We start from the raw sequence: 16,655 nt of genomic DNA on the forward strand, positions 1-16,655 counted from the left end.
CCATCCTTTTACATATTGCGGCGGTACTGACCTCCCACTTCATACAAGGCATGAGAGATCTGCCCTAAAGACGCCACTTTCACTGTTTCTAGTAACTCTTGAAAGATATTTTCTTTGGCACGAGCCACTTGTTTTAAATTTGTGATCGCTGTTTCTGTTCTGCCAACATTTCGTTTTTGAAATGCCTTTAAATTTCCAATTTGTTGTTGTTTCTCCGCATCTGTGGAACGGATCACTTCCCCTGGAATCACAGTAGGAGATCCATTTCGATTGAGGAAAGTATTTACACCAATGATCGGATATTCACCAGTATGTTTTAAGGTTTCATAATGAAGGGACTCTTCTTGAATTTTGTTCCTTTGGTACATTCGTTCCATCGCCCCAAGCACTCCACCACGTTCGGTCAAACGATTGAACTCGGTGAGGATTGCCTCCTCTACCAAATGAGTGAGTTCTTCAATGATAAAGGCACCTTGTAATGGATTTTCATTTTTAGCAAGACCTAACTCACGGTTGATGATGAGTTGGATTGCCACAGCACGACGAACGGATTCTTCCGTTGGTGTTGTAATCGCTTCATCATATGCATTGGTATGAAGAGAGTTACAATTGTCATAAATTGCATATAACGCCTGCAATGTGGTTCTGATATCATTAAAGTCAATCTCTTGAGAGTGAAGGGAACGTCCTGAAGTTTGGATGTGGTATTTCAACATCTGGGAACGATCATTGGCTCGGTATTTGAACTTCATAGCTTTTGCCCAAATCCGACGTGCCACTCGCCCAATCACTGAATATTCAGGATCAATTCCATTGGAAAAGAAAAAGGACAAGTTCGGTGCAAACTCATTGATGTCCATCCCACGGCTAAGATAATATTCCACATAGGTAAACCCATTTGCAAGAGTAAAGGCAACTTGTGTGATTGGATTGGCGCCTGCCTCTGCTATGTGGTAACCACTGATAGAAACCGAATAAAAATTCCGTACTTGGTTTTGGATAAAATGTTGTTGGATATCCCCCATCATCTTTAACGCAAATTCAGTAGAAAAGATACATGTATTTTGTGCTTGGTCTTCTTTGAGAATGTCAGCTTGGACAGTTCCTCTCACTTGTGACAAAGCATCCTTTTTTAAGGTTTCATAGGTCTCTTTCGGAAGGACTTCCTCTCCCGTTACACCAAGTAAAAGTAAACCCAATCCTAAATTGGTTTCTGGTAAATTTCCATCAAACTTAGGAACTGGTAATCCTTTTGCATCGTAAATCGATTTGATTTTAGATGTAACCTCTTCTGTTTTTCCTTCGGCTCGAATGTATTTTTCACATGCTTGGTCAATGGCCGCATTTAAGAAAAAAGCAAGAACCATCGGTGCTGGTCCATTGATTGTCATGGAAACAGAAGTGGACGGATCACAGAGATCAAAACCGGAATACAGTTTTTTGGCATCGTCTAAGGTTGCGACGTTGACACCTGAATTTCCAATTTTTCCATAAATATCCGGTCGAATGTCCGGGTCTTCTCCGTACAAAGTAACGGAATCAAAGGCAGTTGACAGACGTTTGGCGGGCATACCAGAACTGAGATAATGAAACCTTCGATTGGTTCTTTCTGGTCCACCTTCGCCTGCAAACATACGAGTTGGATCTTCTCCACTGCGTTTGTACGGATACACCCCTGCTGTGTAAGGAAAAAAACCTGGAAAGTTTTCTTGGTAAGACCATTCTAAAATATCACCCCAATCCACAAATCGTGGAGTGGCAATTTTTGGAATTTTCAAATGGCTTAAGGTAACAGTATAATTATCTACTTTAATTTCTTTGCCACGAACAAAATAAGAATATTGTTCCTTACGAAAAGATTCAATTTTCTCCGACCAAGTTTCGATGGTATTTCTTGAATCAACAGATAAAGAATTCCAAATCAATTCGTATTCCGCTTCTAAGTCAGAAACCACTTTTCCTTTTTTAGAAAGAAGGGAAATAGCACCTTTCAGTTGATAGGCGGAGCGTGCCAGGTCTGCTTCTTTTTTGATCCATTCCGCATTTCGATCAATTTCTTCTTTGATTTCTGTTAAGTAACGAACACGGTCTGGAGGAAGCACAACCGATGCTTCTCTTCGCTTTTGATTTTTTTGGTATTTGGTTTTCCAATCTAACTTGGATTTTTCAATCACTACACCCATTAAGTGAGCATACAATTCATCGGTTCCTGCATCTTGGAATTGTGAGGCAATGGTTCCAAAGACAGGCATGGCATCAATGGGATCATTGAACAAATTTCTGGAACGCTGGTATTGTTTTTTCACATCTCTTAATGCATCCAGAGCACCACGTTTATCAAATTTATTGATCGCAATGACATCCGCATAATCGATCATATCAATTTTTTCTAATTGAGTGGCCGCACCATACTCAGGAGTCATTACATACAAAGAAACATCTGCCACTTCTGTGATTTCAGAATCACTTTGTCCAATTCCAGCTGTTTCCACGATGATGAGGTCATATCCTGCAGACTTTAAAATTTGGATGGCACCTTTGACACTGCGGTTCACGGCAATGTTTGCTTCCCTTGTGGCAAACGAACGCATATAAACCCGATCATTGAAAATCGAATTCATTCGAATTCGATCACCGAGTAATGCCCCACCTGTTTTTCGTTTGGAAGGATCAACTGAAAGAATCGCAACAGTTTGGTTTGGAAAATCATCTAAATAACGACGAACCAGTTCATCCGTAAGAGATGACTTACCTGCCCCACCCGTTCCTGTGATTCCAAGGACTGGTATTGTTTTTGGGGAAGGTGGAAATTCCAAATTGATGGAATAATTTGTTTTTTCTTGTAAAAGGGAAAACTCCATCTGTGTGATGGCTTGTCCCAAAGCTAAATAATTTTTCTTTTGGATCTGAGACGCCAAATCTCCGTTAAATGAGAGTGGTGCAGGAAAATCAGATTGTTTGACAACATCATTGATCATCCCTTGTAGCCCTAAGGTTCGGCCTTCATCAGGTGAATAAATATGTGTAACACCGTATTTATGTAATACTTCAATTTCAGAAGGTAAAATGGTTCCGCCACCACCACCAAACACGCGAATATGACCAGCACCTTCTTTTTTTAACAAATCAATCATGTATTGGAAGTATTCCACATGACCACCTTGGTAACTGGTGATGGCAATTCCTTGGACATCCTCTTGGATGGCACATTGGACAATTTCTTGGACACTGCGATTGTGTCCCAAATGGATCACTTCCACCCCACTCTGTTGTAAGATCCTTCGCATGATATTGATGGAAGCATCATGACCGTCAAAAAGGGATGCCGCCGTTACGAAGCGGATTTTGTTTTGCGGGGTGTATGTCAGAATTTCCGTGTCCATAGAGAACAACGTTCTATAAGCATGGTTCTGGATTCAATTGGAAAATGTGACGAGAATGACATATCTTCTTCGTTCATGCCATAATTTCGTTAAATGCTCCCTTTATAGGATCGATTCTGCCTCTTTCATCAGTTCTCTTACCCGATTTTCCAAGATTTCCGTAAGTTCTTTCGCTGCTTTTTTCTCAGGGCCCGTTGGGAATTCGGAAGGTAAAATCGGTTTTCCAATTTGGTAACGGATTTTTGTTTTGAAGGCATCACCCGTGAGAAAGGCTTTCGGTTTGGACATATTGGTCGCACCGATGATTCCGGAAGGGATGATGGGAACTCCAGCTCGGATTGCGAGCTTGGCAGCCATGGCGCGAAACGGTTGTAATTCTCCCGTTTCCGAACGAGAACCTTCTGGGTAAATGGAAAGGAGCTCTCCCTCTTTCATCAGGTCCACCATGTAGTTTTCTAATTTTTCATAGTATTCCATCGCCGCCCGTTTGTCCATTTCCGATTCTTTGGCGGCGTTCCGAATGATGGGCATACTCCCCCAATTGATCAGATTTTTTTTCACCACACTGCCGAGTGAGTTTAACAAAATCTCAATCACAGGTTTGGTTAAACTGAGAGGTGGGTATTGGAAAGGAGAGTTTTTATGGTTTAGGATCGCCATAATCTCTTCCTGGGGATGAAAGAGTTCATATTTTCCCAAATAGACAATTTTACGATCCGCAAAGGCACCTTGGACGGGAATGTCCAGATAATCCGTGTGATTGGAGATGATGAGCGCTCCCCCAGACTCAGGGATATTTTCAGAACCAGCCACTTTGACATCATAAATCAGCTCTAAAAGGTTACGGAGGATGGTTTTTGGCACCTCACGGGGAATCACAAACAAACTTTCGAGAATATCAGCGGGATTTTGGTTCGGTTCCATAGAAACATCACATATTTCAAAATAAAACTTTATGAAATCAAGTTCGATTTTCATCTTAGATGGAAAATCCTATGAATGAACTCTTTTTAGCAAACGTCTCCTTTTGGTTCTCTTCTGGCCCTCTGGAATCCTTACACCTTTGGGACTCATCTCTTGGAGGAATCTTATATGGGATTTCATCCATTTGCCATTATTTGGGTGGAAGTAGTTTTTTTCTAGGATTCATCTCTTTTGTATACATTTATACACGACCGAAACTTGCTTTTGAATTGGCACTGGGCCTTTTGACTTCTGGAATCCTGGGATATCTATTTAAGTTTTATTTAGAAAGTCCAAGGCCATTTCCCTATCCTGAACTTTTTGATGAAAAAGCCTTTGGAATGCCTTCAGGTCATGTTTATACGACCACTGTCGTTTGGGGAATGTTAGCCTATCGAATTCAAAATGTTTGGATTCGATTTTTGTCCATTTTCATCATCTTGTTTATGCCATTTTCTCGAATGTATCTCAAAGTACATTATTTAGGGGACGTTACATTAGGATTTGTTTTGGGTGTTCTACATCTCATTTTAATTCTATTTCTCTTGAAGCGATATTATGATCAAAAAGAGAAAGTGTTTATTGAAACGAAACATTACCGCACATTAGCGTTACTCGGAATTGTTGTGACACTCTCCCCAATCACATTAGATTCCTCTTTTCTTTCGGAAGAACACCATTATACGTTAGTCGGCATGATTATGGCGAGTGGTGCGTTAGGAGGATTTTGGCTTGGTATTTTATTTTATCCACGTTTTAGTAAAAAAGAATTTTATACTTGGAGTATGCCAAAGTTTAATTTCAATTTTGTATCACCATCGTTTGGAAATTTTTGGATACCCTTTTTCGTAAGACTCATAGTTTTAGCCATCGTGATCAGTTTGTTTTATATCGTTCCAGGGATTCTCATCAAAAACTCAGTATGGAAAGATGATTTATTTTTACGTTACATTCGTTATTTAGTGGTGGGATTTGCCTTGGTTTGTATCGTTCCTCTTGTCTTACAAAAGATACAAAAAGGAAAGTTTTTGCAAAACTAGTACATGCAAAAAATTAAAAAAATCTTTCAAATCCTAAAAGTAGAACTCATGAAGGAAGGAGTCTTAAAAAACTCCTTTTTTGTGAGTAGTTCCAAGGCAATTTCTGCCGTAACCAATCTTGTATTTATGATTTATTCCGTAAATTTGCTAAGCAAAGCAGAAAACGGAAAACTCCAATACTTCTTAGGTTTCCTTCCCGTTGTCCTTGCCATTGCGGAATTTGGATTACCCAATGCCCTCATCAAATACATCTCACCTTTGGCCGAAAAAAAGGAAAACCCAGGAGCCATCTTAAATGCTTCTCTTCGCATCAAGTTTTACTCCTTTTTATTTCTTTCTGTCATCACCATCGTCCTCTACTTTACAAGTGATGAAAATTATCTTGTCCTATTACTGCTGTTGTTCGGTGGTATCATCATTTCCTTTATCTCTTATTTCGAAAGCCTATTTGTTTCCTATCGCAAATACAAATCATTGTCTTTGTGGAATCCACTTCCGAATGTAGTGCGACTTCTTTTACTCATATATTTTTCTGAAACGAACACTCATCCATTGACCTATATGGATATCTTGGCGATTTTTTGTATTGCCCCTATCTTTGTTTTGTTTTTGTTTTTTCTATTTTTTGGAAAAGAAGAGATTTCGTTTTCAGCAGAGGCTTCCGAAATCCGTTTGAATGAAAAAAAATTACTTCTATTCAATTTATGGGCCTTTGCCGCATCAATCTGTGCTATTTTATCCGATCGATTAGAAATTTTCTTTCTAAACCAGTTTCATCCACCTGAAATTGTAGCAGATTATGGAACCGCCTTACAGCTGTTTAGTGGATTTATCATCATCCTAGCCACGTTTAATTCCATCATTTATCCCAAATTGGCACGAATTGCCGAAACAGAGGAATTTCCAACAGTTCTTAAAAAATCAGTTTTTCTCGGTGGAATGATTGCGATTGTTTTATCACCAGGAATTTTATTGGCAGAACCCATCTTAACTTTGTTATTCGGAATGAAGTATACAAACTCCATTTCTGTTTTTAAGATTTTATATCCAAACTTTTTATTACAGTTGGTATTTGCCCCACTGGGAACTGCCTTATTTGCTTTAGGTTTACCCAGATTACTTGCAGGTCTTGCCTTATTACGTTTAATCTTTGGTGCTATCTTTGACTACTGGATCATTCCTGATTTTGGCGCCAATGGTGCCGCAGTATCGTTGTTTTTAGGTCAAATTGTATCTTGGTTATTACTCATTGGATACTTTATGGCTTATTTTCGGAAATAACATACTCGTAGATTTTTTTGTAATGTTTGATCAGATTTTCCCATTCATTAGGACTTAAGATTGTCCCATATATATTTTGATAGGCTTCCTGTACTGATTTTCCTTCCGCCAAATATTCTTTAAACTTGAGAAGAACCATTTTGAATTGGATTGCATCATTTTTGACATCATAATCGCGATTGATTTTCACTCCAGCAGACAATTCAAATTCCCGAATGAAAATTTCTGATAATGCAAGAATTCCATATCCTTTTGGAAGATTGGGATCAAAGTCTGTTCTTGTTTTAGCCCAAGCAAGTAAAAAGAGCGAAGGGATGGGTGGATATTCGCCTAACATTGATTTGTCAGGAAATTGAAGTTTTTGTGAAAATCTAACGACAACTCTTGCAAATTCTTTTTTCCTACGCAGAGATAACTTCGATGATTCGTTTTGTAATAAATAAGAAACAATCACAGCTTCTTCTTTGCTATGATCTGTTTTTTCAAAAAATCGACTGAGGTCGTAGGAAAAACGAGTGTCAGCTTCACGGTAAGAAAAAATAACCAACAGAAGAGGGAAAATGAGAAGAAATCCATGTCGATATTTCAAAAGTATTTTCTTCATCCCTTTTAGTATCGGGATAGTTTCGCTCCTCTTTCTGTCTTTTTTTTCGAAGCTAACGGCCCAAACCTATTCCGACTCCGTGCGAGACGATGACCGTGCCAACCGTCAATTCGGAAGAGTTGTCCCCAAGGAACGAGTGCCTCGTTTGCAAGACGATGCAACGCAAACTGGATTCGGATCGGAGACCTCCCTGATTTCGGGTGGTCGATTCCAATCACAAAAAGGTGGGATGGATGCGGAGAAAGCCAATCGTTATCACGCAGAAGGATTGATCACAACACCTACTCTCTTTTCCTATCTGACTCCAAACGCAAGTTATGGGCTTTTTTTAGCACCTCGCATCGTTTTATCCGAATCTCGTGTCACAAACAAAGAAGTGCGAACCGTTTACGACTCAGAAGGTAGTTTTCTTTTTGCAAAGGAGATTGCCAAAATCCAAGTTTCGATGGAGATCGGTCGTGGTTTTCATCGATTGGATCGATATGGTTTTATCTTTGTGGGTATGGCCAATTTTTTTTCCATGTCCCTGAATACAAAATCTGGTTTTCGCATAACGGGAGTTCGTTTGAATGTAAAACCCGAATTGGAAAATTGGTTTGGTCCTCCTTGGTCTGGTTACCGCAGAGAATTGTATGGAGTTAGAATCTCCTCTGAAAACATCCTATTTTGGGATGAGTTTCGAATCTTTCATTTTGTCTATGAAGACCCAAATCACAACACCAATCAGGCTTTTGGATCTGGACAACGAATTTCGGGACGTTATTCTTATAGTGGGATCGAATTTTCTTCCAAACCATTTTTTGAAACATGGGGATTTGATTTTGCGGCCATACGACTCCTTGGTGAATCAAAATCATCCACTTCCCCTTGGTCTGAATCCAAAATTGCCACCAATTCGTACTTAGGTTTTTTTTCCCTACACTCACAAAATGAAAAACTGAGTTTTGCATTCGCTGGACTTGTGACTAAAAAAGATGAAAAAGACCGACTTGATTCCAATAGCAATGGTTATGCGTCTAGTTTTGCAGAACCAAGGGTACTTGGTGGTTACTCGTCGTTTTTACTTTACCAATCCTTAGACTTTGTACATCCTCCTCTCTTTCGGGACAGATCCACATCTCAGAATCCAAATTTTGAAAACAAAGGAATCCAAATGTTTGGCATTCAATTTGGTTGGGATTGGAATTCTTGGATCCGAAGTGATTTGTTTTTGAACCGCGCTGATTCCATTTTAGGCAAAGGTACAGAAGCCATCGCCAAACTTAGCCTAACAGCAAAAGATTATGGAAATTTAGTTTCCCAATTCAGTGTTTCTTATGCTGAAATGGATCCTCGTAGACAAAGAGTTCTCGTCACTGAACCATTTTCGGAAAAAGAACCAATCAAAGAATATATGAGATTTTATGTTTCGTTAGGAATTCAGTTTTGAAGGTTTTTGCCTGCGATCCGATTCCATGTTTTAAAAAATCGAACTTCGTTCCCTTTTTCATTATAAACAATCGAATCAATATTCATTTTTGCTAAAAAGATGCCTCGCCCACTGACTAAATTGGCACTTGGATTTTCTATCGGATTGGGAATTTTTGTTACTGCAAATCCATTCCCTTCATCTCGGATGACAACAGTCACCCCAACATCATCCATCAGTAACTCCACAAACACGGATGAATTTGTATCAGCACATCTGTCATCTACGAACTTAAAGTAATCCTGATTTGCTTCCAAACATTCTTGTTTTTCAACATAACTCACTCCAGCAACACCATGTTCAATCGCGTTTGCCAATAATTCATACAATACAATTTTGATGGAGATTAAATCTTCTGGAGTCGCATGAGGAGAATTTAATATTTGTTTGGTTAAGAAGGCAATATAAGAAGTTAGTTTTTTAATTTGTGGTTTTAATTTAATTTTGCAATCACCACTAAATTGGGTAATTTCTCCGCTATTAAAAAGTAAAGTGAGATCAATGTCTGCATTCTCAAACTTTTTGATCCGAGAGCGAAGAGCTTCCATTCGGAAGGGTTTTAAAAAAAAGTCAACCGCCCCCATTCGAAATACATCAATGGCAATTTGGATATCGCTATCTCCCGTGATCACGAGAAAGGGAGTTTGGTTTCCATCGGCCCTTAGTTTTTGGATGAATTGGATTCCATTTAATTTAGGTAAGCTGATGTCAGAAATGATCAAATCAAAAGTATTTTGGTTAGAAATGCTTAGTGCCTCCATCCCATCGGAGGCAAGAGTGACATTAAACTCGTCTTTGAAGTATTCCCAAAACAATTCGCGGATTGTTTCTTCGTCGTCTACAAAAAGGATTTTCATATGATAAGGACTTAGGGAAAAAGTTTCCCCAAGCGTTAACAATTGTAAATCTATTTTTAAATTTTACTCTTCTAGGTTGTAAGAACGGCCTAATTTGTAGGTCGATTGTAATTCTTGTTGGAGATCCAAAATCTCCCTTTTAGTAAAAAAGGCAATTTTACCACCTGACAACTCGAAGGCAAAATAACTGTTTTGTTCGGATTGTAAGAGAGTTTTGAGCTGGCTTAGGGAGCTGATACGAGTCCCGTTTACCTTTTCTAAAACCAAGTCCTGAAAGTCTTGGTATCCTAGGTTACCTTCTAGGGGAAAAACACGGCTAAGGATCACAATTTTTTCCCTTACGGGGTGGACTTTCTTTTGGTAATAATCAGAGAGATACACCAATTTTTTTTCCGACTTCACTCGGTATTCAGTTCCAAACTCTTTGAGGTAGGCATTGGAAAGTTCCGTAAAGAAAAATCCACCGACAATCAAATACAAAGGCCTACGGTTTTTGGCTTCCTCAGGAATCAAAAAATCATTCGAATCGTAAGCTCGTAAATCATAGGATACCGAATAATTTTGAAAATTGCGATACAATTTGAGTTGGACCGTCTCACCTAATTCGCGCAAACGCCCATCCGATTTGCGTAAAACCAAATCAAAAATTTTATCCGCACGATCCCATTCATCCACTTTGGTAAGGGAAAACGAATTGATCATGGTCACCAAATCCCCAGGGAATAAATTATAAGCAGGACCTACACCAGGAACTACTTCCGTGACAAGAAGTGGATTCGGAAATGTTTTAGAATAATATTCCTTTTCGGAAGGTGTCAAATTCACATCAAATAAAAAACCTGGATGGGGGAAGGACTTACCACCAGAACGCAAAAACAATTCCACATATTCGGTTGGGATTAGAAAATCAGAAATCGTGATTCCGCATAACAGTTGATTTTTGAAGAAAAAATCAGATTCTTCCGTTTTTTTCTGATCCAACAGAAATACTTTTATTGGTGTTTTGGAAAACGGCAAATATACATATTTGGATTTCCCACTTGGACAATGTTTGGTGGTTTGTTTTAAATCCAATGCAACAGGTTTTGGCAATTTCTGCATTCCTGTTGATTCTAATAATAAAAATCCAGTTTCCCCATCATAGGCTTTGATGGAAAGTTTGGGAACCGAATAATCAAAGGATTCAAATTCAGCATAGACAGGATTTTGTTTCGAAAGGGTAACACCAAAAAAAAGCCCCTTACCCAAATGAATGATATTCAATTTTCTTGAGAAAGGTTCCCCAACAAGCCATGGGTTTTGGTGGCTAATCTTTTGAAAGGTGACTCTCGATTCAATGACACGTTTGTCTTCAAACTCTTCTGCTAGTAGGATGGAAGAAGTTGATACGAAAAAAAGGATCAGGACAATTGATTTAAAGTTCTTCATAATTGGCACCATATCTTTTTTTCACTCTTTGGTTCATTTGGTAAATGGATTCTGGCCGGAGAACAATTGGTAAATCCATTCCCCGAAATTTGATGATGATCATTCCACGTTTGTTTTCTTTCCAAATTGATTTAAATTCAGTTAAGTCTTTGGGAACACGGTTATTGATCGATTCTACAACTTTGTATTTATATTTTTTATATTTCGATGTTTCCGGATCATTAAATGCATAACTCAATACAATATCTCTTGTTGTATAACGATAGAGAAGGTCTTGGATAAAGTAACTGTAGTGGTATTGTAAGGAACTATCTAAATCACCATCTTCTGAGTGAAAAAAAGATCGAGTGATGGGTTGGAATACAAACCCTGCTTGTAAAAAATAATCATCCGTTCCATCTCGATAGAGTTCCAATGCATAGTTTTTTTGTAAGTTCACTTCAGCTTGGTTTTGTTTTCCTGCACGGTAATAAGTAATGGAAACTTTTGAATTCAATTGTTTGTCTTCGATCCAATCGATGATAAATTCTTTTTTATTGGATAAAGTTAATTCACCATCGTTGGAAATGGGAATCCCATCAAAAGCCGTCACAAAATCTTTTTCTTTTAAAACTTTAGAAAAGGTAGAAGAAGGATAAATTCGATTCACAAAGATCCCAGTTTCACCGGAAGGAACTTTCATTGCTTGTTTTAAACTTTTGGGATTTCCGTTTTGAAATGTAAAACCAATGTTGGGAAATCCATCATACTTTCCATCAGCAATGTCTTCTAAGAAGTGACGAATGATATCGTTTGAAATGAGATACGCAATCCCTTGTTCCAAAGTACTAATTTGAAACACAAGACCCACTACTTTTCCATTTTGAACTGCCGGGCCACCAGAATTTCCAGGTTGGATATTGGCAGATATCTTTAACACATTGCGATAATCTAACCCAGAATAGGTGTAACGATTTTTTTCAAAACGAAGTATGGATCCCTTTTCGACTGACAAACTATCATTCCCATTTGGAAATCCAAGTAACAATACATCAGAACCTAAATTGGGGATCCCTTCTAAAAAAGTTAATGATGTTGTTTGTTCGGAAAAATCGGGATCATTGACTTGTAATAAAGCCAAATCACAATCATAGCCGATAAATTTTACATCTGCCAAGTATTCTTTTTTGGTAAAACTACTTTTCACCAAAATGCGTTTTGCATCTCGTACTACGTGAGCATTGGTTAAAATGGTTTGGTTTGGTAAAACAAGTCCCGATCCAAAACCAGTATAAAGATTTTTTTTCATCCATGGTTGGGTTTTGTTTTCGGTATTGAACCCTTCATTCCGAATGAGAACCACGGAACGAAAGATGGAATCCACTGCTGGTTCCACTTCCATTTGTGAAAATATGGACTCACTCCATAAAAATACAGTGAGACAAACTAATAAAATTTTATTCATAATACAGAATTACTTTCTCCCAAATGATTTGAGTTTCTGAAATTTTTTTGAGGAGAGCTTTACCCAAAACTCGTTCTCCTGGCAACGGATCTTTCCAAATCGTGTTGGAAACTAATAGTTCCCCTGATGATGCCGATGGAACTCGTAACAACCGATAAACTGAATCTTTAACGCACGTGATGCGAAAAACATAAGATACCGTTTGGTCCCAATAAAAACTTTGATCTTTTTCTACAAATTCTAAAGGACAAGACGTATCAAAAAAAACTTCTAAATTGGAGGGAACTTCCTTTCTTCGTTTTGGATTTTCAGCAATCGATTGGAAATAAAACAAATTTGGATTTTGAATGGGTTTGATTTGGAAGGAGGATTTTCGGTAATTTCCTTCCACTTGTTTTTCATTTTTTTGTGGGTAATCTAAATCCGTATCATCTAGATTTTGTTTGGGTTCCCGTAATTCTTGTGAATTTGGAATGCTTTGCCCTGTTTGGATCTCCAGGTATTGTTTGTTTCCGATTCGCTGAACAGACTTTAAACGGAATTCGTTTTGTTTGAGTGTATTTCTTTTTTGTGATAAAAATTCAATCAAACTCGGTTCCCCTGTTTCTTGGCAACTGAGTCGGTAATAGGTAACAGAAGAAATTTTTGAAGCCAATTCGAGTTTACAGTGTTCGTCACTTGTGGCATATCTCACTCGTTTTTGAATCTTTTGTTTGAGTGAACGAGAAATTTTACCAAGTTTCCATTGGTTCATATCCTCTTTTAATCCAGTTAAAGATTGATCCAGAGGAATTTTGTCAGCAGAAAGGTTGGCTAACGAAAATATAGAGTAAATCAGAGTGAATGTGATTGAAAGATGCCAATTCATGGATTACCGACTATGTTTAGTATCGGATTCCTGACCCCTTAGAATCAACTCTTCATCGATTGATTTCTTTTCTCATTATGTCCCAGACCTGGGATGATTTTTTTTTTTGGTTTTCAGACTTTCAAAAATTCGAGGGGGGGAAAAGTAATGTAAGAAATAGGAGAATACTTTTTTGAACTGGAACTTTCTTAAAACCGAAATAGAACCTGGTGACTTCCTCATCGATTGTCGTTCCCAATCAGCATATGAAGAAGAAACATTAGAAGGTGCATATTATTATCCATTTATCAAAAAAGCATTCGGCTCTGATCCTGAATCCCAAAAGAAATTGTATGGCCCGATGGCCGCAGTGGTTCAAGAGTTTCAAAAATCTAAAAAAACTCGAATCATCGTTTTTGATGAAGGAATGGGGATGTTTTCCACTCGTATGGTGTATTTACTCCGCGGGATGGGAATCAAAGAGGCATATGTTCTCGGTCAAAAATGGCCCGCAGAAGGCAAAAAAGCAAAAGGGGAACTTAAAATTGAACCTCCGATTGCAGACAAGGCAAAACCAATCGAAGGTGTTGTCGACAAAGCCTTTATGGAACGAAACCTGACGAAATTACAAATCTTTGATGCAAGGACCATGGACGAATACGAAGGTCGCCTTCCACGTCTCACGGCTCCAGAAGAAGGAACTCTTTGTGGTCGTTTGCCAGGAGCTTTCCTTTGGGACTGGAGGAATTTATACGATGGAGAAGCCAATCTCATCGAACGTTCCCTTTTCAAAAAACGCCTCAATGGATTTCCTTTTATGCCAGAAAGACCAACCGTTATCTATGATTATAATGGTGCGAGGTCTTGTTTACTCGCTCTTATGTTACGAGAAGCTGGATACATCGACGTCACAACCTACCAAGGATCTTGGTTTGAATGGCGTAAGTCCAATTTACCAAAACAAGCGGTGGCTGTTTTTGGTGCCAAACAAGGGGTAGCGGCAGCGGCTCCAAGAGTTGGTGGAGTCGATCGAAAGAAAGTCTAAAAAAAGATTTACGTAACTAAAGACCATCGGTTCACTAAGCTCTCGCTCTTGGAGGATCCGATGGTTTTTCGTTTTTTATCCCTGTGTTTTTTCTTTTTGTTTTTAGAATGTGCATCCCGTGTTCTCACACCGATTCCTATTCAGGAAGAAACCTTCCAAGTTTCCAAACAAATCCAATGGATCCAAAAACCAACTGAGTTTGTTCTCAAAAACACATCCTATGACAAAAACTTCATCCAACTCTCGTTAGATGAACCTTTCCTTTCTGTTTCTGAAGTAGAAACCATTTCCAAATACCGAATGGCTTCCTTTAAATTTGAAGAATCAACGAAACGTACTTGTTCCGAACAAACGGTGGATTCCATCAAAAAAGAACCTGGGAAAATTACCATCCTTGGTAAATTAACAGGGAAAAATTGTTCTAGCAATTACCAAGTCAACTTTTTCGCAAAATCAGATACCGAAATTGAATTCAAAATCACTGTTGCAGATGAAACTTTAAATCGTATCCAACTTGTGTATGCATCTCATCCAGAAGAAAAAATTTTTGGACTCGGGGAACAATTCACTTATGATGAGTTCAAAGGGAAAAAACCATTTTTCTTCACAGAAGAACAAGGCATTGGTCGTGGAGACCAACCCATCACAACAGGTGCCAATTTACTCGCAGGAGCTGGTGGAAACGTTTATACAACCTATGCCCCGATCCCCCATTACATCAGTTCAGAAAATCGATCTGTCTTTTTTGAAAACAGCGGTTATGCGAAGTTTGATTTTGATCATCCTAAAAAAACAAAACTGACGTTTTGGGACTTCCAATCTGAAAAATCCATTTCTGGTACCATTTGGCTTGGATCCTCTGCCAAATCTCTGATTGAAACCTACACAAAAAAAACAGGCCGTTTTCCAAAACTCCCTGATTGGGCGTATGGAACTTGGTTAGGCGTGCAAGGAGGAACGGATAAAGTTTCTGCCATCGTCAAACAAGCAAAAGACGCTGGTAACCCTGTCACAGCTCTTTGGATCCAAGACTGGTGTGGAAGGCGTGTTACCAATTTCGGTGATCAACTCAAATGGCGTTGGTATGCCGATGAAACCCTCTACCCAGACTTTAAAAAATTTGTGAAATCGATGAATGACCAAAACGTACAGGTGTTAGGTTATATCAATTCTTTCTTAGCTGATACCGATCCCAAAAAACCGGGAGATGATTTCACAAACCCACTCCTTACAGAAGCAAAATCGAAAGGTTATCTCGTCAAAAATGCAAAAGGAGAGGATTACCTCATCCAAACGGTTGGTTTTCCCGCTTACCTCATAGATCTTACCAATCCTCTTGCCGTGAAATGGACAAAGGACCTCATCAAAAAGAATTTAATTGGAATGGGTCTTTCCGGATGGATGGCAGACTTCGGAGAATGGTTGCCCTATGATGCCAAACTCCACTCTGGTGTGGATGCTAAAATTTACCACAACCGTTATCCAGTAGATTGGGCAAGGATCAATCGCGAAGCCATCAAAGAAGCTGGGATGGAAGGAAAAATTGTTTTTTTTACAAGAGCAGGGTATAGTTATTCCAATGCCTATTCCACACTTTTTTGGGAAGGAGATCAAATGGTCAGTTTTGGAACCAATGATGGACTCCCTTCTTCCATTGTAGGTCTTACAACATCGGGTATCAGCGGTTATGCGTTAAACCATAGTGATATTGGTGGATACACAACCATTTCCAATCCATTAAAAAACTACCACCGCACAAAAGAATTATTATTACGTTGGGCAGAAGTTTCTGCTTTTACTCCTGTCTTTCGCACCCATGAAGGAAACCGACCTCTGAAAAACTGGCAAGTATACACTTACACCAAACCAGACGGAACAAAATCCCTTGGAGATGAAGATACGGTCCAACTTTTTGCCAAAATTGCAAGGATCCATTTTGCATTAAAACCATATATTCAAAGTTTGGTGGAAGAAGCTTCCAAAACAGGACTTCCTGTGGTGAGACACAACGCCATTGTGGAACCAGAGGACAAAACTCTTCTGCAATACAAATACCAGTTTTTCTTAGGGGATGATTTACTCGTCGCACCTGTTGTCGAATCCAATGAAATTGTACAAGATGTATACTTACCTCGTGGGAAGTGGGCTCATTTTTGGACAGGCACTACCTATGAAGGAAACCGAAAAATCCAAGTACCGGCACCGATTGGAAAACCACCTGCTTTTATCCGCGTTGGTGGAAAATCAGAAGGTCTCATTCGTTCTTCCTTAGAAAGCATTCGGAACAAAAATTAA

General features: G+C 38.8%; 12 protein-coding genes. 5 read left to right on the forward strand and 7 right to left on the reverse strand.

Going from position 1 to position 16,655, the window contains the following annotated elements; translation table 11 throughout:
* Window positions 1-8 precede the first annotated feature (8 nt).
* Together EHQ59_RS11915 and EHQ59_RS11920 are read right to left on the reverse strand one after the other, a co-directional pair.
* Window positions 9-3,383 carry a methylmalonyl-CoA mutase family protein gene (locus EHQ59_RS11915; protein WP_135619859.1) on the reverse strand — a complete coding sequence of 1,125 codons (3,375 nt, stop codon included), beginning with the start codon at window positions 3,381-3,383 and terminating at the stop codon, window positions 9-11.
* Window positions 3,384-3,485: 102 nt separating this feature from the next.
* On the reverse strand, window positions 3,486-4,307 hold the full coding sequence (locus EHQ59_RS11920; protein ID WP_208652379.1) for a lysophospholipid acyltransferase family protein: 822 nt from the start codon (window positions 4,305-4,307) through the stop codon (window positions 3,486-3,488).
* Window positions 4,308-4,378: 71 nt separating this feature from the next.
* On the opposite strand from EHQ59_RS11920, the gene EHQ59_RS11925 reads away from it, so the two are divergent.
* Both EHQ59_RS11925 and EHQ59_RS11930 read left to right on the forward strand, forming a co-directional pair.
* Window positions 4,379-5,386, forward strand: a complete 1,008-nt coding sequence (locus EHQ59_RS11925) for a phosphatase PAP2 family protein (protein ID WP_208652368.1) — start codon at window positions 4,379-4,381, stop codon at window positions 5,384-5,386.
* Between the two features lie 3 nt (window positions 5,387-5,389).
* Window positions 5,390-6,667: an oligosaccharide flippase family protein gene (locus EHQ59_RS11930; protein ID WP_135619862.1), complete on the forward strand. Its 1,278-nt coding sequence runs from the start codon at window positions 5,390-5,392 to the stop codon at window positions 6,665-6,667.
* Here the strand turns inward: EHQ59_RS11930 and EHQ59_RS11935 are convergent.
* Window positions 6,645-7,271, reverse strand: coding sequence for a hypothetical protein (locus tag EHQ59_RS11935; RefSeq protein ID WP_135619863.1), 627 nt, complete (start codon window positions 7,269-7,271; stop codon window positions 6,645-6,647). The genes EHQ59_RS11930 and EHQ59_RS11935 overlap by 23 nt on opposite strands.
* Before the next feature lie 79 nt (window positions 7,272-7,350).
* On the opposite strand from EHQ59_RS11935, the gene EHQ59_RS11940 reads away from it, so the two are divergent.
* Window positions 7,351-8,700 carry a hypothetical protein gene (locus EHQ59_RS11940; RefSeq protein ID WP_135619864.1) on the forward strand — a complete coding sequence of 450 codons (1,350 nt, stop codon included), beginning with the start codon at window positions 7,351-7,353 and terminating at the stop codon, window positions 8,698-8,700.
* On the opposite strand, the gene EHQ59_RS11945 is transcribed toward EHQ59_RS11940, so the two are convergent.
* From EHQ59_RS11945 to EHQ59_RS11960, 4 genes are all read right to left on the reverse strand, one after another.
* Entirely contained in the window at window positions 8,691-9,596 is a 906-nt protein-coding gene (locus tag EHQ59_RS11945) for an ATP-binding protein (RefSeq protein WP_135619865.1), read from the reverse strand. The genes EHQ59_RS11940 and EHQ59_RS11945 overlap by 10 nt on opposite strands.
* A gap of 63 nt (window positions 9,597-9,659) precedes the next feature.
* Window positions 9,660-11,024 (reverse strand): PDZ domain-containing protein, encoded by a 1,365-nt coding sequence (locus tag EHQ59_RS11950; RefSeq protein ID WP_135619866.1) that lies wholly within the window; start codon window positions 11,022-11,024, stop codon window positions 9,660-9,662.
* Window positions 11,011-12,468, reverse strand: coding sequence for a S1C family serine protease (locus tag EHQ59_RS11955; RefSeq protein ID WP_135619867.1), 1,458 nt, complete (start codon window positions 12,466-12,468; stop codon window positions 11,011-11,013). The genes EHQ59_RS11950 and EHQ59_RS11955 overlap by 14 nt, the downstream gene beginning before the upstream one ends.
* Window positions 12,461-13,336, reverse strand: coding sequence for an LIC11113 family protein (locus EHQ59_RS11960; RefSeq protein WP_135619868.1), 876 nt, complete (start codon window positions 13,334-13,336; stop codon window positions 12,461-12,463). The genes EHQ59_RS11955 and EHQ59_RS11960 overlap by 8 nt, the downstream gene beginning before the upstream one ends.
* A 172-nt stretch (window positions 13,337-13,508) precedes the next feature.
* On the opposite strand from EHQ59_RS11960, the gene EHQ59_RS11965 reads away from it, so the two are divergent.
* Window positions 13,509-14,360 carry a sulfurtransferase gene (locus EHQ59_RS11965; protein WP_135619869.1) on the forward strand — a complete coding sequence of 284 codons (852 nt, stop codon included), beginning with the start codon at window positions 13,509-13,511 and terminating at the stop codon, window positions 14,358-14,360.
* Window positions 14,361-14,420: 60 nt separating this feature from the next.
* Window positions 14,421-16,655: an alpha-glucosidase gene (locus EHQ59_RS11970; RefSeq protein WP_135619870.1), complete on the forward strand. Its 2,235-nt coding sequence runs from the start codon at window positions 14,421-14,423 to the stop codon at window positions 16,653-16,655.

It is taken from the genome of Leptospira kemamanensis (assembly GCF_004769665.1).
GTDB lineage: Bacteria > Spirochaetota > Leptospiria > Leptospirales > Leptospiraceae > Leptospira_A > Leptospira_A kemamanensis.

What these genes read in the sequence shown, in the direction of transcription:
- EHQ59_RS11930 (WP_135619862.1), top strand. Translation starts at nt 5,390, where the DNA reads ATGCAAAAAATTAAAAAAATCTTTCAAATCCTAAAAGTAGAACTCATG.
- EHQ59_RS11955 (WP_135619867.1), bottom strand. Translation starts at nt 12,468, where the DNA reads ATGAATAAAATTTTATTAGTTTGTCTCACTGTATTTTTATGGAGTGAG.
- EHQ59_RS11925 (WP_208652368.1), top strand. Translation starts at nt 4,379, where the DNA reads ATGAATGAACTCTTTTTAGCAAACGTCTCCTTTTGGTTCTCTTCTGGC.
- EHQ59_RS11945 (WP_135619865.1), bottom strand. Translation starts at nt 9,596, where the DNA reads ATGAAAATCCTTTTTGTAGACGACGAAGAAACAATCCGCGAATTGTTT.
- EHQ59_RS11935 (WP_135619863.1), bottom strand. Translation starts at nt 7,271, where the DNA reads ATGAAGAAAATACTTTTGAAATATCGACATGGATTTCTTCTCATTTTC.
- EHQ59_RS11970 (WP_135619870.1), top strand. Translation starts at nt 14,421, where the DNA reads ATGGTTTTTCGTTTTTTATCCCTGTGTTTTTTCTTTTTGTTTTTAGAA.
- EHQ59_RS11920 (WP_208652379.1), bottom strand. Translation starts at nt 4,307, where the DNA reads ATGGAACCGAACCAAAATCCCGCTGATATTCTCGAAAGTTTGTTTGTG.
- EHQ59_RS11960 (WP_135619868.1), bottom strand. Translation starts at nt 13,336, where the DNA reads ATGAATTGGCATCTTTCAATCACATTCACTCTGATTTACTCTATATTT.
- EHQ59_RS11950 (WP_135619866.1), bottom strand. Translation starts at nt 11,024, where the DNA reads ATGAAGAACTTTAAATCAATTGTCCTGATCCTTTTTTTCGTATCAACT.
- EHQ59_RS11915 (WP_135619859.1), bottom strand. Translation starts at nt 3,383, where the DNA reads ATGGACACGGAAATTCTGACATACACCCCGCAAAACAAAATCCGCTTC.